19 protein-coding genes are annotated in these 19,318 nt (G+C 72.7%); 12 read left to right on the plus strand and 7 right to left on the minus strand.

Annotated features, from left to right (window positions below; genetic code table 11):
• Nucleotide 1 precedes the first annotated feature (1 nt).
• The gene (locus tag GGE06_RS24025; protein WP_312883264.1) at nt 2-1,642 is read right to left on the minus strand and encodes a right-handed parallel beta-helix repeat-containing protein; all 1,641 of its coding nucleotides are present in this window, start codon (nt 1,640-1,642) and stop codon (nt 2-4) included.
• Between the two features lie 343 nt (nt 1,643-1,985).
• On the opposite strand from GGE06_RS24025, the gene GGE06_RS24030 reads away from it, so the two are divergent.
• The 5 genes from GGE06_RS24030 to GGE06_RS24050 are packed head-to-tail and all read left to right on the plus strand — an operon-like array spanning nt 1,986 to nt 5,079.
• The gene (locus GGE06_RS24030; RefSeq protein WP_116164558.1) at nt 1,986-3,185 is read left to right on the plus strand and encodes an MFS transporter; all 1,200 of its coding nucleotides are present in this window, start codon (nt 1,986-1,988) and stop codon (nt 3,183-3,185) included.
• Between the two features lie 39 nt (nt 3,186-3,224).
• Complete coding sequence (locus tag GGE06_RS24035; protein WP_116164556.1) at nt 3,225-3,647, plus strand: GlcG/HbpS family heme-binding protein; 423 nt, start codon at nt 3,225-3,227, stop codon at nt 3,645-3,647.
• A complete protein-coding gene (locus tag GGE06_RS24040; RefSeq protein WP_184931685.1) occupies nt 3,644-4,003 on the plus strand; it encodes a nuclear transport factor 2 family protein in 360 nt (119 codons plus the stop codon). Before GGE06_RS24035 ends, GGE06_RS24040 begins: the two co-directional genes overlap by 4 nt.
• Before the next feature lie 17 nt (nt 4,004-4,020).
• On the plus strand, nt 4,021-4,851 hold the full coding sequence (locus GGE06_RS24045; protein ID WP_116164552.1) for an aldo/keto reductase: 831 nt from the start codon (nt 4,021-4,023) through the stop codon (nt 4,849-4,851).
• Nucleotides 4,852-4,863: 12 nt separating this feature from the next.
• On the plus strand, nt 4,864-5,079 hold the full coding sequence (locus GGE06_RS24050; RefSeq protein WP_184931686.1) for a hypothetical protein: 216 nt from the start codon (nt 4,864-4,866) through the stop codon (nt 5,077-5,079).
• A gap of 19 nt (nt 5,080-5,098) precedes the next feature.
• Here GGE06_RS24050 and GGE06_RS24055 read toward each other — a convergent pair whose 3' ends face one another.
• On the minus strand, nt 5,099-5,686 hold the full coding sequence (locus GGE06_RS24055; protein WP_116164550.1) for a TetR/AcrR family transcriptional regulator: 588 nt from the start codon (nt 5,684-5,686) through the stop codon (nt 5,099-5,101).
• Nucleotides 5,687-5,826: 140 nt separating this feature from the next.
• Between GGE06_RS24055 and GGE06_RS24060 the strand changes: the two genes are divergently transcribed.
• The 4 genes from GGE06_RS24060 to GGE06_RS24070 all read left to right on the plus strand — a co-directional run bounded on the left by GGE06_RS24060 (nt 5,827) and on the right by GGE06_RS24070 (nt 10,302).
• Nucleotides 5,827-6,609, plus strand: coding sequence for an SDR family NAD(P)-dependent oxidoreductase (locus tag GGE06_RS24060; protein ID WP_184931687.1), 783 nt, complete (start codon nt 5,827-5,829; stop codon nt 6,607-6,609).
• Between the two features lie 125 nt (nt 6,610-6,734).
• A complete protein-coding gene (locus tag GGE06_RS24065) occupies nt 6,735-8,552 on the plus strand; it encodes a glycoside hydrolase family 15 protein (protein ID WP_116164547.1) in 1,818 nt (605 codons plus the stop codon).
• Between the two features lie 112 nt (nt 8,553-8,664).
• A complete protein-coding gene (locus tag GGE06_RS44100; RefSeq protein WP_352028280.1) occupies nt 8,665-8,757 on the plus strand; it encodes a putative leader peptide in 93 nt (30 codons plus the stop codon).
• 126 nt (nt 8,758-8,883) lie between these two features.
• Entirely contained in the window at nt 8,884-10,302 is a 1,419-nt protein-coding gene (locus tag GGE06_RS24070) for a sulfatase family protein (RefSeq protein WP_184931688.1), read from the plus strand.
• Between the two features lie 39 nt (nt 10,303-10,341).
• Here GGE06_RS24070 and GGE06_RS24075 read toward each other — a convergent pair whose 3' ends face one another.
• Nucleotides 10,342-11,949 carry an NAD(P)-dependent oxidoreductase gene (locus tag GGE06_RS24075; RefSeq protein ID WP_184931689.1) on the minus strand — a complete coding sequence of 536 codons (1,608 nt, stop codon included), beginning with the start codon at nt 11,947-11,949 and terminating at the stop codon, nt 10,342-10,344.
• A gap of 249 nt (nt 11,950-12,198) precedes the next feature.
• On the opposite strand from GGE06_RS24075, the gene GGE06_RS24080 reads away from it, so the two are divergent.
• Genes GGE06_RS24080 through GGE06_RS24090 form a run of 3 tightly spaced genes read left to right on the plus strand, consistent with a single transcriptional unit; the run spans nt 12,199 to nt 14,821 of the window.
• Nucleotides 12,199-13,290 (plus strand): NAD-dependent epimerase/dehydratase family protein, encoded by a 1,092-nt coding sequence (locus GGE06_RS24080; RefSeq protein WP_184931690.1) that lies wholly within the window; start codon nt 12,199-12,201, stop codon nt 13,288-13,290.
• Nucleotides 13,287-13,847, plus strand: coding sequence for an NUDIX domain-containing protein (locus GGE06_RS24085; protein WP_312883266.1), 561 nt, complete (start codon nt 13,287-13,289; stop codon nt 13,845-13,847). The genes GGE06_RS24080 and GGE06_RS24085 overlap by 4 nt, the downstream gene beginning before the upstream one ends.
• A 5-nt stretch (nt 13,848-13,852) precedes the next feature.
• Nucleotides 13,853-14,821 carry a mevalonate kinase family protein gene (locus GGE06_RS24090; protein WP_184931691.1) on the plus strand — a complete coding sequence of 323 codons (969 nt, stop codon included), beginning with the start codon at nt 13,853-13,855 and terminating at the stop codon, nt 14,819-14,821.
• On the opposite strand, the gene GGE06_RS24095 is transcribed toward GGE06_RS24090, so the two are convergent.
• The 4 genes from GGE06_RS24095 to GGE06_RS24110 form a co-directional block, all read right to left on the minus strand.
• Nucleotides 14,803-15,900, minus strand: a complete 1,098-nt coding sequence (locus tag GGE06_RS24095; protein WP_116164537.1) for a radical SAM protein — start codon at nt 15,898-15,900, stop codon at nt 14,803-14,805. The two genes, GGE06_RS24090 and GGE06_RS24095, sit on opposite strands and share 19 nt — an antisense overlap.
• 66 nt (nt 15,901-15,966) lie before the next feature.
• Nucleotides 15,967-16,863, minus strand: coding sequence for a carbohydrate ABC transporter permease (locus GGE06_RS24100; RefSeq protein ID WP_246532719.1), 897 nt, complete (start codon nt 16,861-16,863; stop codon nt 15,967-15,969).
• On the minus strand, nt 16,860-17,774 hold the full coding sequence (locus GGE06_RS24105; protein WP_184931692.1) for a carbohydrate ABC transporter permease: 915 nt from the start codon (nt 17,772-17,774) through the stop codon (nt 16,860-16,862). Before GGE06_RS24105 ends, GGE06_RS24100 begins: the two co-directional genes overlap by 4 nt.
• Complete coding sequence (locus GGE06_RS24110; protein WP_184931693.1) at nt 17,764-19,059, minus strand: extracellular solute-binding protein; 1,296 nt, start codon at nt 19,057-19,059, stop codon at nt 17,764-17,766. Before GGE06_RS24110 ends, GGE06_RS24105 begins: the two co-directional genes overlap by 11 nt.
• Nucleotides 19,060-19,318 lie beyond the last annotated feature (259 nt).

Below are 19,318 nucleotides of genomic sequence, written 5' to 3' on the forward strand. Positions count from 1 at the left end.
CTCAGTCAGTGGCCCCGGGCTGGACGGCCCCGACCACCGGAGTCCGCGGAACCGGGTGGCCGAAGTAGTCGACGGGACCCGGGTCGATGCCGAGGGCCCACGGATCCACGCCGAGGGGCACCAGGCCCTCGCAGCGGGGAGCCAGGTTCTCCGGACCGGCGGCGCCGTCCGTGACCGGCGCGGCCAGGCCGCTCAGACACGGGTCGTCGCTGAGGCCGGTCGGACCGCCGTCCAGCGTCTCCTGGCCGGACGCGACGCGCCAGCCGTCCAGGGACGTGTAGCGGTGCACGCCCCACTCCAGGGCCCAGTCGCCGGTGCTGTAGTAGTCGTTGCCCGCGAGCCTGACGGTGCTCTGGTCGTACGCCGACTGGGTGTCGATCAGGGGGCCGCCGTCGGTCGCGAAGACGTTGTTGGCGACGCGCACGCCGGTCATGCCGTCGCGCAGCCGCAGGGCCGGGGGCCGGATGCCCGCGGCCGCCGCGGAGGCGAGGCCCTCGGTGCGCATCACGACCGTGTTGTGGTGGATGTCCAGGTTCTTCATGCGGGTGCCGTAGGCGACGATGCCGCCGTACTCGGGCAGCTTCCTGGCGTCGTCCCAGCTCATGTTGAAGCGGACGACGTTGTCGTGGTGGGCGCCGGTCGGCTGACCCGAGTAGACGAGGAAGCCGGGACCGTCGTTGCCATAGGCGAGGTTGTACTGCATGACGGAGGAGGACACGTTGTTGTCGAGGCCGAACCCGCCGCCGTCGACGCGTGATCCGGTGCGGTTGCGGTACGACTTGTTGTGCTCCAGGACGACGCGGGAGGAGTCGTAGACCCAGATGCCCTCGGGGCCCTCCTCGGCGTCGGTGGCGGACCTCGTGCCGTTGTCGTGGGCCACCGAGCCCACCACCTTCGCGTCCAGCACGCTGCCGAGCGAGATGCCGCTGCCGGTGTTGCGCTGGTCGCTCTCGGGATCGCCGGTGTTGGCGTACGCCTCGACGCCTTCGATCCTGAGTCCGGAGTGCGCGTAGGCGGGGTGCGCGGCCGGGAACTCGGGTCCGTAGACGACGAGTCCGGTCTCGAGGTTGTCGTGCACGGAGACGTCGGCGATCCGTACGTCGCCGAAGCCGGCGCGCGCCTCGCCCTCGGCGCCGACGCTGATCCCGTTCTGGAATCCGCTCGCCTCCACGTTCGCGATCCTGACGTGGCTGAGCCGGCGGGTGCCCGGCAGGTTGTTGCGCAGCGCGATGCCGACGCCCTCGCGCCGTGACTTCCGGTCGCCGACGAGGGCGATGCCCCTCACCTCCACGCCGGCGGTGTCGCGCACGGTGATGCCCGACGTCCCGCGTGGGGCGATCGTCGCGCGCCCGGAGCCGTACGACTCGATCACGACCGGCTTCGTCGCGCTGCCCGCCTCGTCCTCGTCCAAAGTGATGCTGCCGGCGAACCGCTCGCCGCCCTTGAGCCGGAGACGGTCGCCCGGCTGGAACCGCACGGTGTTCGCGTGGTCGAGGGTCCGCCACGCCGCCGCCGGCGACATGCCGTCGTTCTTGTCGTCCCCGTCGCGGCTCACGTAGAACGTGAAGGGACCGCCCGTGGCGGGGCGGGCCGGCCGGTAGACACCGGGCACGTCGCACCCCGTCAGCAGCAGAAGCACCACGGCCGAGACTCCGGCGGCGGCCCTCAACCTCCGACTTCGGTTCTCCGCCTTCACGCACACTCCTTTATGACCTGTTTTCGCACGACATACCCCCATGCGCGAACAGAGTGCCAGAAGGCGGACGCGCGAAACGCCGGGGGCGCGCCGGGCGAGCGCGCGGTCGGCACGGAAGACGAGGCGTCCGGCGCGCACCGCGCCACGCCGACCACCCCCGGGCCGGATTCGCCTGCAGCCAGCGCCATCCAGAGCACACCGGATACCTGCGGTTGCACTTATGGCGCGTCTGCAATTATTGTTGAGGCACGCAAAGAGCTCACTCAAGCAATTACGGAAGGGCTGAGCCATGCCGCTCGCACTCCTCGCCCTGGCTGTCGGCGCCTTCGGCATCGGCACGACGGAATTCGTCATCATGGGCCTGCTGCCCGACATCGCCGCCGAGTACGGCGTCACCATCCCCACCGCCGGCCTGCTGGTCACCGGCTACGCCCTCGGCGTCGTCATCGGCGCGCCCCTGCTGACCGTCCTCGGCAACAAGGTGAGCCGCAAGCGGATGCTCATGCTGCTGATGGGCCTGTTCGTGCTCGGCAACCTGCTCTCCGCCGTCGCCCCGAACTTCGGCCTGATGCTGACCGGCCGCGTGGTCGCCTCGCTCGCCCACGGCTCGTTCTTCGGCATCGGCTCCGTCGTCGCCGCCGAGCTGGTCGCGCCGAACAAGAAGGCCGGCGCCATCGCCACCATGTTCACCGGTCTGACCATCGCCAACATCGTCGGCGTGCCGCTCGGCACCTTCATCGGACAGACGGTCGGATGGCGCACCACCTTCGCCATCGTCTCCGTGCTCGGCGTGATCGGCCTGTTCGGCATCGCGAAGCTCGTCCCCGCCATGCCCCGCCCCGAGGGCGCCCGCCTGCGTGGCGAGCTGTCCGCCTTCCGGAACCCGCAGGTCCTGCTCGCGATGGCGATGACCGTGCTCGGCTTCGGCGGCGTCTTCGCCGCGATCACCTACATCGCGCCGATGATGACCGAGGTCGCCGGCTACTCCGAGGGCGCCGTCACCTGGCTCCTGGTCCTCTTCGGCGTCGGCATGTTCCTGGGCAACCTGCTCGGCGGCCGGTTCGCCGACCGCGCCCTGATGCCCCTGCTGTACACCACCCTCGGCGGTCTCGCGGTCGTCCTCGCCCTGTTCACCGTGGTCGCCCACGACAAGATCCTGGCCGCGATCGCCATCCTCCTCGTCGGAGCGCTCGGCTTCGCCACCGTGCCCCCGCTGCAGAAGCGCGTCCTCGACCAGGCCCACGGCGCACCCACCCTGGCGTCCGCCGTCAACATCGGCGCCTTCAACCTCGGCAACGCCCTCGCCGCCTGGCTCGGCGGACTCGTCATCGCCGCCGGCCTCGGCTACACCGCCCCGAACTGGGTCGGCGCCGCTCTCGCCGCCGCCGCCCTGGGCCTCGCCTTCTGGTCCGCGGCCCTGGAGCGCCGTACCCCCGCGGTCGAGGCGTCCACCGCCGGCGCTCCGGTCCCGGCCCCCGTACACCACTGACCCCCACTCCCCCTCCCCCTCACTTCCAGGAGAAGCGCCATGAGCACCGCCGCCGTCACCCCGCTGAGCACCACCGACGCCGAGACCCTGATCTCCGCCGCCCGCCGCGCCGCCGAGGCCGCCGGGGTCACCGTCAGCGTCACCGTCCTGGACGCGGGCGGGCACCTGCTGGCCTTCCGCCGGGACGACCGCGCGGTCCTGATCTCGGGCGAGACCAGCACCCGCAAGGCGTACACCGCGCTCCAGCTCGACGCCCCGACCGCCGACCTGGTCGACCTCGTCAAGCCCGACGGCCCGTTCCACTCGCTGCCCACCGCGCTCGACCGGCCGCTGCTGTTCATCGCCGGCGGCATCCCGGTCCACCGCGACGGCCGGCTGATCGGCGCCATCGGCGTGGGCGGCGGCGCGCCCGAGCAGGACCACGGCTTCGCCACCGCCGCACTCGAGGAGCTCTCCCGATGACCGACACCAGCGCCCGTACGCCCCAGGAGGTCTTCGCCGACCACGGCAACCGCCTCGGCTCCGGCGACCTCGACCTGATCAGCCGGAACTACACGGAGGACGCGGTCTTCATCACCCCCGACGGCGTCCTGACCGGACGCGAGGGCGTGAAGCAGGGCGTCGGCCGGCTCCTGACCGACCTGCCCGACGCCGACTGGCAGCTCACTCCGCAGTTCGCGGGCGACGTCCTCTTCCTGGAATGGACGGCCACCGGCGCCACCCACCAGGTGACCGACGGCGTCGACACCTTCGTCTTCCGCGACGGGCTCATCAGCGCCCAGACCGTCCGCCACACCCTCACCGCACGCACCAAGTGAAGGAACGACCGCGCACCATGGCCCCCTCCGCCACCCCCACCGTCAAGCTGAACAACGGCGTCGAGATCCCCCAGCTCGGCTTCGGCGTCTTCCAGGTCCCCGACGACGAGACCACCGCCGCCGTCACCGCCGCCCTGGAGACCGGCTACCGCAGCATCGACACCGCCGCGGTCTACGGCAACGAGACGGGCGTCGGCCGTGCGCTGGCCGCCTCGGGGCTGCCCCGCGAGGAGCTGTTCGTCACCACCAAGCTGTGGAACGCCGACCAGGGGTACGACGCCACCCTGCGCGCCTTCGACGCCGGCCTCGGCAAGCTCGGCCTCGACCACGTCGACCTCTACCTGATCCACTGGCCGGCGCCCGCCCGCGACCTGTACCGGGACTCCTGGCGCGCCCTGGAGCGTCTCGCCGAGGAAGGCCGCATCCGCGCCGCCGGCGTCTCGAACTTCCAGCCCGGGCACCTCCGCCGGCTCATGGACGGTACGGAGCTGATCCCTGCGGTCAACCAGGTCGAGCTGCACCCCGGCCTGCAGCAGAGCGAACTGCGCGCCTTCCACGCCGAGCACGGCATCGCCACCGAGGCGTGGAGCCCGCTCGCCCAAGGCGCCGTCCTCGGCGACCCCGCCCTCGCGGCCATCGCCGCCCGGTACGGCAAGTCCCCCGCGCAGGTCGTCATCCGCTGGCACCTGCAGCTCGGCAACGTCGTCATCCCCAAGTCCGTCACCCCCGCCCGGATCCGCGAGAACTCCGAGGTCTTCGACTTCGCCCTCACGGACGAGGAGATGCGGGCCGTGGCCGCGCTCGACCGGGACCTGCGGACCGGCCCGCACCCCGACGAACTGAACTGACCCCATCCCCGTGTGAGCTCCGTCCCCCGGCAGGCCATCCGGCCGCCGGGGCGGGGCTCCCGTCGTCCGCCCGGAAGGACAGGACGTCGCGGCATCCCTCCACCCCGCCCTCGCCCGCCTGGCCCCGTCGACGGGCGGCTCGCGCGACTCGCCGACCGGCTCGGCTTCGCCGCCCTGGGGCTGCGGGAGCTCGCCGAGGACGTCCTGCCCCACTTCCCGACGCCGTGAGCAGCGGCTGAAGAAGCGGTCAGGTCGTGGTCCGCGTGCCGATGCCGCGCAGCAGGGTGTCGACGACGCGGGTGGCGAGGGCGTCCATGGCGGCGTCGGTGTCCGGGGCCTGGGTGGCGGCTTCGTGGATGAGGGCGTAGTAGACGCGGCGCGCCCAGTCCAGATCGGCGTCGGGCGGGAGTACGCCGGTGTCGCGGAGGCGGGCGAAGAGCCGCTCGCACCGGGCCAGGACGTCGGCGTGCACGCTCGCGACCTCGGGGGCGTCGGTGGGCAGGGCGCCCATGGCGAAGCCCCAGCCGATCTTCACCCGGAGCACGTTCGCGGTGACCTGGTAGAGCGCGACGTCGGGCGGGGTGGTCTCGGGCCGGGCGGCTTCGACGGCTTCGTGGAACCGCTGCGCCGCCCACGCGGACAGTGCCCCGATGAGCGCCTCCCGTGAGGCGAAGCGCCGGTGCACGGTGGTCCGCGCGACCCCGGCGGCCTCGGCGACCTGCTCCATCGTGGCCGCCGGGTTCGCGGACAGCACCCGCTCGGCGGCTTCGAGGATCGCGCGCACGGTCCGCTCGGTGTCGGCGCGCAGCGGCTTCGTGGAGGGGGGCAGCGCCATGGGGGCGGGTCCTTCCGGTGGGGCGATCACCTCATGAGGTTACGACGGCGCGGCAACTCATCCATAACTTGCAACATCAATGACGCATGTTCTAGATTCTCCGCATCGGAAATGACGCGTCTCGTTTCACGGAGGAACACATGGACCTGCAGCTGAACGGCAAGACCGCTCTCGTCACGGGTGCCAGCCGGGGCATCGGACTGGCCGTCGCCCGCTCCCTGATCGCCGAAGGCGTGCGCGTGGTCGCCGCCGCCCGTACCTCCCCCCCGGAGCTCGAGGCGGCCGGCGCGATACCGGTGGCCGTGGACCTCTCCTCCCCCGCCGCGGCCGGGCGGCTGGTCACGGAGGCCGTGGCCGAGCTGGGCGGCATCGACATCCTGGTCAACAACGTCGGCGGCGGCGACGGCGGTCTGAACGGCGGATTCGCCGACGTCACCGACGAGCAGTGGGCGCAGGTCATGGACCTGAACCTCCTCGCCACCGTCCGCGTCACCCGCGCCGCCCTGCCCGCCCTGCTGACCGCGCGCGGGGCGATCGTCAACGTGTCGTCGATCGGCGCCCGCGTCCCGCACGGCGGCCCCATCGCCTACACCACCGCCAAGGCCGCGCTCACGGCGTTCGGCAAGGCGCTGGCGGAGGAGGTCGGCCCGCGGGGCGTGCGGGTGAACACGGTCTCGCCGGGCCCGGTCCGCACCGACCTGTGGGAGAACCCGACCGGCTACGGCGCCGAGCTCGCCAAGGCACTGGGCGTCCCGCACGCCGACCTCCTGGCCGGGCTGCCCACGGCGACGGGCATGCTCATCGACCGGCTGGTCGAGGCCGACGAGGTCGCGGCCCTGGTCACGTACCTCGCCTCACCCCTCGCCTCCGCGACCACCGGCACCGACCACCTGATCGACGGCGGAGCGGTCAAGACCGCGTAGACATCGCGGTGTCCCGGCCCGGCGGGCCTCCGCATTCGGCCCAGCCCCGGTGGCCCCGGACGCCCTACGGCCCGAGGGTGGGGCGGAGGACCGTCAGACAGGCCCAGCCCACGAGGACACCGCCCATGCACCGCTACCCGCCGATCGCCGACCACGGTCTCGTCGGAGATCTGCAGACGTGCGCGCTGGTGTCCGCCGAAGGCGTCGTGGACTGGTTCTGCTCGCCCCGCTTCGACTCGCCGAGCGTCTTCGGCCGGCTCCTCGACCACGAGCGCGGCGGGCACTTCTCGATCACCGTGGACACGCCGGGCACGACGGTGCGCCAGCTGTACCTGGCCGACAGCGCGGTGCTCCTGACCCGCTTCCACACCCCCGACGGGGTCGGCGAGGTGGCCGACTTCATGCCCCTCCCCGCCGACCCGACCGTCCCCACCGACCGGCACACCCTGGTCCGGGTGATACGGGTGGTCCGCGGCACCGTCCGCTTCAAGGTCGAGTGCCGGCCGCGCTTCGACTACGGCCGGGAGCCGCACGAGCTGGTCCTCGACGGCGCGAGCGCGCGTTTCGCCGGCGCGTCGGCCTCCGCGCACCTCCAGGTGCTCGGTGGCGGCCCGCTGGAGCGCGACGGCCAGGACGTCCGCGCCGAGGTGGAGCTGAGCTCCGGTCAGCGCGCCGCGGCCGTGCTCACCCTGGACGCGCCCGGCGCCGAGCCTCCCGAGCCGGCCGACGCGACGAGCCTGCAGGCCGCTTTCGACGCGGTCCGCTTCTTCTGGCACGACTGGATCAGCCGCTGCCGCTACCACGGCCGCTGGCAGCAGCAGGTCAACCGCTCGGCGATCACGCTCAAGCTGCTCACGTACGCCCCGACCGGCGCGCCCGTGGCCGCCGCCACCATGGGGCTGCCCGAGCAGGTCGGCGGGGAGCGCAACTGGGACTACCGCTACACCTGGGTGCGGGACGCCTCCCTGTCCGTCCGCGCGATGGTCGACCTGGGCTTCGTCGAGGAGGCGGACGCCTTCCGCCGCTGGCTCGGCGCCCGGTGGCAGGCGGGCGGCACGGTCAGCGGCGAGCCGCTGCAGATCATGTACCGGGTGGACGGCGACCCGCACCTGGGGGAGGAGGTGCTGGACCATCTGGAGGGCTGGCGCGGCTCGGCCCCGGTCCGGGCCGGAAACGGCGCCGCCGACCAGCTCCAGCTGGACATCTACGGCGAGGCCGTCTACGCCTTCGCGCATGCCGGCGAGCTGACGCAGCAGGCCGGCTACGACGGCTGGATGCGCTTCGCCGCCACGGTGGACTGGCTGTGCGGGCACTGGGACCGCCCCGACGAGGGGATCTGGGAGACCCGCGGAGGCCGCAAGGACTTCACCTACAGCCGGCTGATGTGCTGGGTCGCCTTCGACCGCGCGGTGCGGATGGCCCACGAGTACGGTCGCCCCGCCGACCTGCCCCGCTGGACCGCGGCCCGGGACGCGGTGCTGCACCAGGTGATGGAACGCGGCTGGTCCGCCGAGCGGCAGGCCTTCGTCCAGCACTACGGCAGCGACGTCCTGGACGCCTCGCTCCTGATGATGCCGATCACCCGCTTCATCGCGCCGCGCGATCCGCGCTGGCTGTCCACCCTCGACGCGATGGACGCCGAACTGGTCTCCGACAGCCTGGTCTACCGCTACGACCCGGCCGCGTCCCCCGACGGCCTGCGCGGCTCCGAAGGCACGTTCTCGCTGTGCAGTTTCCTGTACGTGGACGCGCTCGCGCGGGCCGGCCGCCTCGAACAGGCGCGGTACGCCTTCGACAAGATGCTCACCTACGCCAACCACGTCGGGCTGTTCTCCGAGGAGATCGGCCCGACCGGCGAACAGCTCGGCAACTTCCCACAGGCCTTCACCCACCTCGCGCTCATCACCGCCGCGCTGACCCTGGACGCGGCGCTGGACGCCTGACCCCGACGCCCGGCCCGACCGCGTACGCACCGTTTCGATCATGCGAACTACGCGCGTCGACCTGCCCGAACGCCGTTGACGCCCCTGCCCGGCTCCACCAGACTCCTGCCCCATGCAGCCCCCGCGTGACCGCTCGGTCACCCTCGTCCAGCGCCGGCACGTGGACCTCGTCCGTGTCGCGAGCGCTGTCTGTCGCTGCGCCTGACGGCCCTTCACCGCTCACCCGGCCGCACCCCCACTTCCTCCGCACGCCCCGCCCGCGGCGCCGTCCCCCGCCCACCGGGCCCCGGAGGCACGCCCGTACGTCCGCACGCCCTTTCTGGAGACCCGTATGTCCACGCCCCTGTCCCGCCGCGCCCTCGGAGGGGTCGCCGCCGGTGCCGCCGCCGCGGCCGCGCTCGGCGCCACCGCGACCGCCGCGCAAGCGGCCACCGCTCAGGCGGCCCCCGTGACCGACCCGCAGGAGCGTCCGTTCCGCGCCGCGCACCCGCGCCGCCACTCCCGTCGGCCCAACATCCTCTTCATCCTGGGCGACGACCTCGGCTGGGCCGACCTCTCCTCCTACGGCTCCCCGCACATCCGCACCCCGCACCTGGACCGCCTCGCCCGGCAGGGCGTCCGCTTCACCGACGCCTACTCCGGCTCCGCGACGTGCTCCCCCACCCGCTTCAGCCTCTACACGGGCCGCTACCCGGGCCGTACGAAGGGCGGGCTCGCCGAGCCGATCGCGGACAGGTCCGCCGGCCTGGAGCCCACCCATCCCACGCTCGCCTCGCTGCTCCGGGACTCCGGCTACGCCACCGCCCTCATCGGCAAGTGGCACTGCGGCTACCTGCCCGACTACTCCCCCACCCGCTCCGGCTGGGACGAGTTCTTCGGCAACTTCGGCGGCGCCCTGGAGTACTACTCCAAGCTCGGTCTGGGCGGCGAGTACGACCTCTACGAGGGCGACGCCGAGTACAAGGACCTCCGCTACTACACCCGGATCATCACCGAGCGGGCGAGCGAGTACGTCGGCCGCGACCACGACAAGCCGTGGCTGCTCAACCTCAACTTCACCACCCCGCACTGGCCCTGGATCGCCGACGGCGACACGGAGGAGAGCGCCGAGATCGTCCGCCGCATCAAGGCCGGCGACCGCTCCGCCCTCTGGCACCAGGACGGCGGCTCGGTCGAGAAGTACAAGGAGATGGTCGAGGACCTCGACCGCTCGATCGGGCAGGTCCTCGCGGCTCTGAAGCGCTCCGGCCAGGAGCAGGACACCCTCGTCTTCTTCGCCAGCGACAACGGCGGCGAGCGCTTCTCGTACAACTGGCCGCTCGCCGGGAACAAGGGCTCCCTCCAGGAGGGCGGCATCCGCGTCCCCTCGATCCTGCGCTGGCCCGCCCGGATCGACGGCGGCCAGGTCAGCGACCTTCCGGTGTTCACGCCCGACTGGACGGCGACCCTGCTCGAGCTGGCCGGCGCCCGCCCCCACCCCGCGTACCCCCTCGACGGCACCAGCCTCGCCGGGCATCTGCTGCGCGGCGCCGAGGTGCCGGAACGGGACCTGTTCTGGCGGGTGCGGGGCGAACGGGCGCTGCGCCGCGGCGACTGGAAGTACTACCGGGGCAAGTCCGGTCGCGACCAGCTCTTCCACCTGTCCGCGGACTCCCGCGAGCAGGCGGACCGGGCGCCGTTCGAGCAGGCGCGGCTCGCCGAGCTGCGGGCCGCGTGGGAGCGGATCGACGCGGGGCTCCTGCGCTACTGAGCCCCGCGAGCCCGCCCGGCGGGACCTGTTCCCGTACGGTCACTTCGGTTCGCGCAGGATTCCCTCGTACGCGAGCCACTGGGCGAAGGCGTGCAGTCCGCGTGCCCGGCTCGTCGTGGGTGTCCAGGCGGGGGGCCGCGCGTGGTCGGGCGGGGTGTGCCAGCCCGGCTCGGCCCGGGGTGCCGGCCGGATGGGGACGGGCCTCACGGACTCGTGCACGGACTGGGCGAGTTCGCCCGCCGTGCACGGTTCCCGCGGCGCGACCGTGAGCGCGCGGCCCTCCGGGCGGGTGCGCAGGACCGCGGCGATCGCGTCGGCGAGGTCGTGGACGTACACGGCGTGCACCTCGGCGTCCGGGTCGCCCTCGACGGTGACGGGGTGGCTGCGCAGCGCGTCCCACACCATGCGGCCGATCGGGGTGCGGGGCGAGCAGCCGGGACCGTAGACCTCGCCGACGCTCAGCGTGTACGGGTGCGGGTCGCCGTGCGGACGGACCGTCAGGTGCGGTCGCGCCGACCGGAGACGGGTGAGGTCGATCACGGCGTCCGCTCGCACCTGCCGGTCGGCCAGTCTGCGCGCGAGATGCTCGCCGAGCGGGTTCGCGGCGCCCTGCCACACGAGGCCGCTCCGCCTGCGCGGACGGGGGCGAAGCTCGGCGGCGGCCTCCCGGCCGGCTGCGAGCGCCCGTCGCGCCACCTCGGCGAGTGGCTCGCGGCGCCGGGCGATGTGTTCCTCGGTGGCGTTGTTGCTGATGCCGCCGGGGCCGATCGTCGCCAGGGCCTCCTCGTACGCCTCCGTGGCCGGTGCGGCGATCCCGTTGCGGGCCGCCTCGAAGCCCATGGCAAGGGCCGTCAGCCAGGTCCCCCTCACGTCCGCCTCGGCCGTTCCCGCACCGGGTGGGCGGAGTGACGGGGCCGGAAGTCCGGCGCCTTCGAGGTACTGCTCGGTGTCCAGGTGCAGCCACCGCTCCGGGCCGGGGCCGGGGACCCGTACGGCACACTGCGCGACGCCGTACTTGAAGAACGGCAGCACGGTCAGGCCGGTGAGGGTCCGGTCCTCCCGGGTGGGTTCGTCCTTCGGCAGGAAGCAGACCGAGCGGCGCGGCCCGCGGAAGGCGTTCCCGGAGATCGAGCCGCGGTCCTCGTGCTCGGTGAGATTGGGTACGGCGACGAAACGGGGCACCTCCTGGTCGCGCAGGTAGCGGTGCATCAGGATGTCGTCGGGCCAGCCGCCGAGCCGCTGCCTGCCGTAGGCCGCGAAGCCCTCCGCGTGCCGCCTGGGCAGCACGATCGCCACGCACGGGAAGTACTCGTTGACGGCGCCGACCCAGCGGGCGCCGACCATGGCGCCCATGCGGACGGCGGCGCCGTTCCTGGAGTCCCAGAGGGCGAACAGGGCCAGTGCGGCGTCGGGCCGCGCCTCGACGGCGGAGCAGACCCGGTCGAAGAAGGATTCGGACAACACCATGTCGTCCTGGATCACCAGTTGATGCGTGGCCCCGTCCTCGACGGCCGACCACGCGGCGAGCGCGGTGCGCAGCACCGACGGGGTGCCGGTGGGGTCGGGGTCCATGACGACCCGCAGACGGCCGGACGGGGCGCTCAGGGCCAGCTTCTCGGCCGCCTCACGGCGTCTGGGATGGGTCATGACCACCGCGCTGAGCCGTTGACGCGCCATACGTCCTCCTCGCTCCGGTTCGGCCCGGACCGCGCCGGGCCTCCGTGAAACCCGTGTCCGCCAGCCGGTTCCGGACAGTACGGGCGGTGCCGGGGGCCCGCAAGGGTGCCGAAATGGCCCTCTGGCAGGCGGACGAGGGGCCCGTGAATGCTGGGGACCGGCACGCCGGGGCCCGTCACGAAGCGCGTGTCTCTCCCCCGACAGCGGAAAGAGGCTTCCATGCCCGTGTTACCCCACTCGACCGCCCGCGCCGCCGCCGGCAGGACCGCCGAGGAGACCGTCCGCTCGCGACTCGACAAGCTCCGCGACGCGCGCGTCGTCGTGACCGGTGGCGGCGGCCTCGTCGGCAGCAGGCTGGTCGCGCTGCTGCAGGAGGCGGGTGCGGTCGTCACCGTCCTCGACCGGATGGACGCCTATCCCGAGTCCGGTCACGAGACCTTCGGGGTGGCCCGCAGCGGCGCCCGGCTCGTCGTCGGCGACGTCCGCGACCGGGACACCTTCGGGGCGCTGGTCCGCGACGCGGACTTCGTGGTCCACGCAGCCGCGTACGCGGACGTCGCCGCCTGCACCCGGCGCCCCGACATCGCGTTCCGCGCCAACGTCGAGGGCACCCAGGTCGTCCTGGAACAGACGGCCAGGTTCCCGGTACGGCGGCTCGTGCTCGTCTCCTCCGCCTCCGTGTACGGGGACGGGCAGCCCGACGTCGAGGGACCGCAGGTCTTCCACGAGGACCAGCCGCTCTTCCCGATGTCCGTGTACGCCAACTGCAAGCTGTGGGCCGAGCACCAGACCCGGCTGATGCTCGGCGCGTCCAGCGGGACGGAGTACGCGGTGGTGCGCTACTTCTCCGTGTACGGCGAACCGCAGATCCCCAAGCCGGGCAGCCACTCGTGGATGGTGCCCTGGCTCTCGCTCCAGGCGCGTCTCGGCCGGCCGATGCGGCTCAACGGCGGCGGGGTCCAGGTCCGCGACCTGGTCCACGTCGACGACATCGCGGAGGCGACCGCGCTCGCGCTGACGGAGGAGCAGATGGCCGAGCAGACGGTCAACATCGGCACCGGCCGGCCGACGTCGGTGCGCGAGGTGGCCGATCTGATCGCCCCGTACTTCCCGGGCGCGCGGCGGATCGTCACCCCCCGCCCCGAGGGCGACCCGCTCGGCGGGTACGCCTCCACCGAGCGCTCCCGCGACCTGCTGCGCTGGCAGGCCCGCATCCCGGTCGAGGAGGGCGTCGAGCGGTACGTGCGGTGGCTGCTCGCCACGCCGGACGCCGTGCCGCGCTGGCTCACCGAGGAGACGCCGGGCGCGTGACACGCTGCGGCTCCAGGGGCCCCGCGGGGCCGGGTCACGGCGGTGAGAGCGAGACGTACGCGATGGGTTACGCGGGTTCCTACATCTGGTCGTTGCGGCAGCGGGTCGGCTCCCGCAAGCTCCTCGTGCCCGGGGCGCAGGTGCTGCTGCTCGACGGGGAGGGCCGCGGGCTCTTCCAGCAGCGCGTGGACACGGGCGTGTGGGAGCTTCCGGCCGGGTCCTGCGAGGAGGACGGCGACTTCGCCGACGCCGCCGTGCGGGAGCTCCTGGAGGAGACCGGGCTGCGGGTGGCGCGGGAGGACCTGGAGGCGTTCGCGTCGCTGTCCGATCCGGGGCTGCACACCGTGACGTACCCGAACGGGGACGTGACGCACTGCTTCGCGCTGTGCTTCGTCGCCCGCCGCTGGTCCGGCACGCTCGCCCCCGGTGCGGACGAGGTGCGGCAGGCGCGGTTCCTGCCGCTCGACGCGCCGCCCGAGCCGCTGCACCCGCCGACGGCGGTGGTGCTGTCCCTGTTCGAGAGGTTCCTGACGGAGGGAAGGTTCCAGGCAAGGTGAATTCCATGGATCCGATACGCGCGGTGGTGCCCTGCCGGGCCTGTCTGTCCGGCGAGGACCTGGACTGGCTCGGCGGGGGCCGCTCGGTGAGCCTGGCGCTCGGCCTGATGACGACCGTGGAGGTCGGGTCGGGACCCGCTGCCGGGGAAGGCGGCTGGGGCGAGGAGGTGTGGGCGTTCCTGCGCGGGCGGCTGCCCGGCCTGGCCGCCCGCCCGCCGGCCGTCACGGTGCACAGCGAGGCGCCGGCGGCGAGCGGTCTGTCGTCGTCGACGGCGCTGATCGTGGCGCTGTTCCGGGCGTTCGCGGACGCCTCGGTCCGTGGGCGGCGCGTCTCCGACGCCACGCTGACACGGTGGGCGTACGAGTTCGAGTTCGCCGTCTTCCACGGCGGCGGCATGGACCATCTGGCGGTCGTGGAGGGAGGGGCGCTGCTCCTCGACGGCCGCGAGCAGGGGCTGCCCGTGGTGCGCGACCGGCTCGGGTTCCCCGAGGAGTGGCGGGTGATCGTGGTGGATTCCGGTACCCGCAAGGACACCGGGCACCACATCCGGGACGTGCGGGCGCAGCTCGCGGCCGGGGACCCGGTGCTCGCCGCCTACCGGGCCGCGGCCGACGAGGCGTCGGGGCGGGTGTGGGAGGCGCTGCGGGGCCGGGACCTGGCGGCGCTCGGGGCGGCGATGTCCGACGCGCACGCGGCGATGCGGGACCACCAGCGGATGTCGACGCCGCTCCTGGAGGAGCTGCGGGAGGCCGCGCTGCGCTCCGCCGGTCTGCCGCTGAAGCTCAGCGGGGCCGGCGGAGGCGGTGCGCTGGTCGGCGTCTGCCCGACGGCGGAGGTGACGGCGACCGTGGCGCGGCTCTCTCGGGACCTGGGCGTCTCCCATCCGGCGGCCAGGGTCATCCCCACGGCGGCGGCGCCGGGCGGGCGAGGGGAGCCGGTGCCGGTGGCGGGAGGTCAGAGGAAGGGGTCGTAGTCCTCGGTGAGCGGGGGCTCGCCGGTTCCTTCGGCGATGCGCTCCAGTTCCAGGTTGGAGCGGTGGCGCGCGCAGTGGAACCGGCAGTCCCGGCTGGGGTCGACGATCCCTCGGTCGGACTTCTGCCAGATGGTGGCGAGGTCGTCGGTGACGGCGTCGCCGATGCGGGCGAGCGGGTTGCCCCGGTGGTAGGCGCACACGTACACCCCGGAGGGGGTGATGAGGGTGCGGAGTTCGGCGACGCGGCAGCGATCGTACGCCTTGGGCTGGACGGGGCCGACGTGGCCGCGCAGGGAGGTGAGGGTGGAGGAGTTGACCAGCTGGAAGCGGTCGCTCTCCAGGCGGGCGGCCTCGGCGAGCTGCCGGTCGACGGAGTCCAGCATCGTGCGGGGGACCTGCACGATGTGGTGGTCGTCGTCGAACATCGCCTTGGTCTCGAAGTAGTCGCAGCCGATGTCGTGGGCGAGCTCGGCGGCCCGCAGCACCTCGTGGTGGTTGGTGACGGTGGTGCCGTCGGGTTCCTGCCGGGACATCACGAGGAAGGAGTAGCCGAGGGCTCCCTTCTTCTCGGCGGCGAGCAGCCGCATGTTCCCGATGACCTTGTCGAAGACGCTGCGGCCCTTGCGGTCGGGGCGGAACCTGCCGTACGTCTCGGCGGTGCCGGCGTCGACGGAGACGCGGACCCAGGAGGCGTACTGCGCGAGCTCGGTGAGGTTCTGCCTGATCATCGTGCCGTTGGTGACGACTCCGACGGCCAGGCCCGCCTCGCCGAGGATGCGTAAGACCCGGCGTGTGCCGCGATGGGCGAGGGGTTCCCCGCCGCCGATGAGGACGACGGCCCGTACCGAGAGGGCGACGAGCTCCTCGGCGAGGGCGGCGAGCCGTTCGGGGGTGAACCGGCCCTGGTTGAGGAGCTTTCCGCTGATGCATTCGGGGCAGGCGAGGTCGCAGAAGGTGGTGGGGTCGAGGTCCACCACGAGCGGGGCGCCGGAGGGCGAGCCGGAGGCGGCCTCCAGGATCCGGGGCCAGCCCGAGGGCTGGTAGAGCTTGGAGACGAGGTCGAGACGGTCGTGCGTCACAGGGCTCTCCTCAGAAGTGGTGAACGGTTGCCGTGGCGGGTCGTGCCGGTGCCGGCCGGGCGTCCTTCAGCCCTTGACGGCGCCGGTGGCGAGCCCCGCGGCGATCTTGCGGTGGACGGCCAGGAAGAACACGACGACGGGCAGGGCGGTGAGCGTGGCACCTGCCATCAGGCCGCCGTAGTCGGTTCCGAAGCTGGTCTGGAAGGAGACCAGCCAGATGCTGAGGGTCTGCTTCTCGGGGGTGGAGAGCAGGACGTAGACGAGGACGTACTCGTTCCACGCCTGCACCATCGCGAAGACGGAGGTGGCGACGAGTCCGGGGGCGAGCAGGGGCAGGACGATGCGGACGAAGGCGCCGAGCCGGCCGCAGCCGTCGACCATCGCCGCCTCTTCGAGCTCGACGGGGATCGCCGCGATGAAGCCGTGCAGCATCCACACGGTGAACGGCAGCGTGAAGACGAGGTAGACGACGATCACGCCGCCGAGGCTGTCGGTCATGCCCGCGTCGTTGAGGAGCAGGTAGACGGGGATGACGAGGGCGGCGAGCGGGATCATCTGCACGGTGAGGATGACGACGACGAAGGCCTTGCGCCCGGCGAAACGGAAGCGGGCGAGGGCGAACGCGGCGAGCGTGCCGACGAGGAGGGAGACGAGGACGGTGCCCAGGCCGATGACGGCGCTGGAGCGCACGTTGGCCCAGAAGGTCTCGGTGCTCAGGGCGCGGTCGAAGTTGGCCAGGGTGGGGTGGCTCGGCCAGAACTCGGGGGGCAGGCTGAGGATCTCGGTCGCCGGCCGGAACGCGGTGAGGACCATCCAGTAGACGGGGAAGCCGATGGCGGCGGCGACGAGGATCCCGAGGACGTCGTAGCGGCGGCGGCGCCCTCGGCGCCGGCCCCTGCTCGTACGCCCGACAGGGGTGCTCGGTCGACGGGCCCCGCTCGTACGCCTGCCAGGGGCGCTCATTCGGTCTCCCCCAGCCTCAGCGTCTGCCGCAGGTAGAGCACGGCTCCGGCGAGCAGCAGGACGACGGTGACCAGGGCGATCGCGGCTCCGGTGCTGTAGCGGTTGACGGCGAACGACTCGATGAACGAGTAGACGCCGAGCAGGTAGTACTCGCGCTCGGGCTGTCCTCCGCGCATCAGCCAGATCTGGTTGAAGACGCCGAAGTCCCAGATCGCCATGAGGGTGGTGCCCATCACGAAGACGGGTTTGACGGCGGGGAAGGTGACGTACCGGAAGACCTGCGAGGGCCGGGCGCCGTCGATGAGGGCGGCCTCCTCCAGCTCGGGCGGGATCTGGGTGAGCGCCGCGTGCAGGCTGATGGCGGCGAACGGGAGGGCGCCCCAGACGACGACGGCGGTGATGACGGCGAAGCCCTCCCAGGGGTCGGTGAACCAGTTGTGCCGGGCGAGGTCGACGCCGGGCAGGGTCGAGAGCAGCCAGTTCACGAGCCCGTAGTCGGCGTCGAAGAGCCAGCGGAAGACGGCCGCCGCGACCATCACCGGCATGGCCCAGACGGCGACGAGGACTCCCGCGACGGCCGCCCGTACCCAGGGCGAGGTGCGTCGCATCAGCAGGGCGACGAGCAGGCCGCAGCCCATGGTGAGGGTCACGCAGACGCCGGTGAACAGGGCCGTGCGGGCGACGACCGTCCAGAAGAACCCGTCGCCGAGGATCGTCCGGAACTGCCCGAGCCCCGCCCAGGGGGGTGCCGTGCCGCTGAACAGCTCCTTGCGGGTCATGTCCTGGAAGGCCAGGGTCACCATGTCGACGAGCGGATAGCCGAGGACGACGAGGAGGGCGAGCAGCGACGGGGCGATCAGGAGGTAGGGCAGGAGGTGCCGCGGCCGGCGGCCGGCCGGGTCAGCGCTCATTGATCACGGCGTCGATCCTGCGGTCCGCTTCTCGGGTCGCGTCCCCGACGGACGCCTTGCCGGTGGCGATGCGCTCCAGCATCTCGGGCAGGACGTTGGACTTCTCCACCGAGGTCCAGCCGGGGGCGAGGGGGGTGACCCAGCCGCGGGCGGCGGCCTGCGCGGCCGGTCCGTTGATGCCGCCCGCGGCGACGTCGGCGAGCTGGACGGTGTTGTTGGGCAGGGTATTGGCGGCGACGAGCTGCCGCTGGGACTCACGGTCGGTGAAGATCCGGATCCAGTCGGCCGCGAGCTCCTGGCGGGTCGACTTGGCGGGGACGGCCAGGGTGGATCCGCCGAGGAACGGCGGGAGCAGCTCGCCGGAGGGCCCGGGGAAGGCGAAGGTGGCGAACTTGTCCTTGAGACGGGGATCGCCGCCGGACTTGGCGTCGGCGGCGGCCTGCGCCTCCCAGGTGTTGCCGTAGAAGACGCCGACCTTGCCCTGTCCGATGACGGCCGGCTGGTCGCCGTTGTCCTTCGCACGGTCGCCGACGTAGTAGTCGTCCATGAGCTTCTTCCAGGTGGTGAGCCCGGCGACGGACTTCGGCGAGGAGAGGGCGCCCTGCCAGCGGCCGTTCTTCTCGACCGCCATCTCGCCGCCGGCGTCCTTGACGAAGCCCATGGCGGCGGACCAGTAGCGGCCGGGCAGGTAGAGGGCGGAGAAGGAGGGGTCCTTGGCCCCGTACCGGGCCTTGAGCCGGTCGAGCGCGGAGATCAGCTCGGGGTAGGTGCGCGGGGCTCCCGTGATGCCGGTGCTCTTGAAGTAGTCGGTGCGGTAGACGCCGACGCGGGCTCCCGCGTAGTACGGCACGCAGTACGTCCGGCCCTCGGAGCGACAGGCGTCGGCGAGGGCGGGCAGCCACTGCCCGGACCGGTCGAAGGTCTTCGGGTCGAGCGGCGCGAAGGCGCCGTTGACGATGTAGTTGGTGGTCTCGCTGTTGCCCATCTCGACGACGTCGGGCACGTTCCGCCCGGCGAGGACGGCGTCGAGCTTCTGGTTCTTCGTCGTCCACTGCTGGTACTGGACGTCGACCTTCACCCCGGGGTGCGCCTTCGCGAACCGGCTGTTCGCGGAGGCGACCAGCTCCGGCCAGCTCTCGCGGGCGTCCACCATCAGCCACACCGTCAGCGTGCCGCCGCCGTCCGCCCGTTCGCCCGGCGCGTCGCCCCCGCCCGAGCCGCAGCCCGCCACCGTGAGCAGGACGGCTCCCAGGACCACGGAGCGGCGGGTCGGGCGCGGTGTCATGGATTCCTCCGTGGGGGACGCGTCGGGATGTACGGGGCTTCGGCGACGGTCTCTCCCTACCCCTCCGATCACGGGACTTCGCCGCGGCACGGAGTTTCGGCCGGAAGACGGCGGTGCGCGTCCCCCGAAGGGCCGAGTCCTCGCCTGCTGCGCTGCGCCGTTGTCGGAGCGGGCGGCAGCGGCGGGGCCGTCCTCAGGCCACGCTGGCGCGAACGGAACGGCGGGTAGCCGAGTGGCTCTTGACGGTGACGGCCCGCTG

Source organism: Streptomyces nymphaeiformis, assembly GCF_014203895.1.
In the GTDB taxonomy this organism is placed as follows: Bacteria; Actinomycetota; Actinomycetes; order Streptomycetales; family Streptomycetaceae; genus Streptomyces; species Streptomyces nymphaeiformis.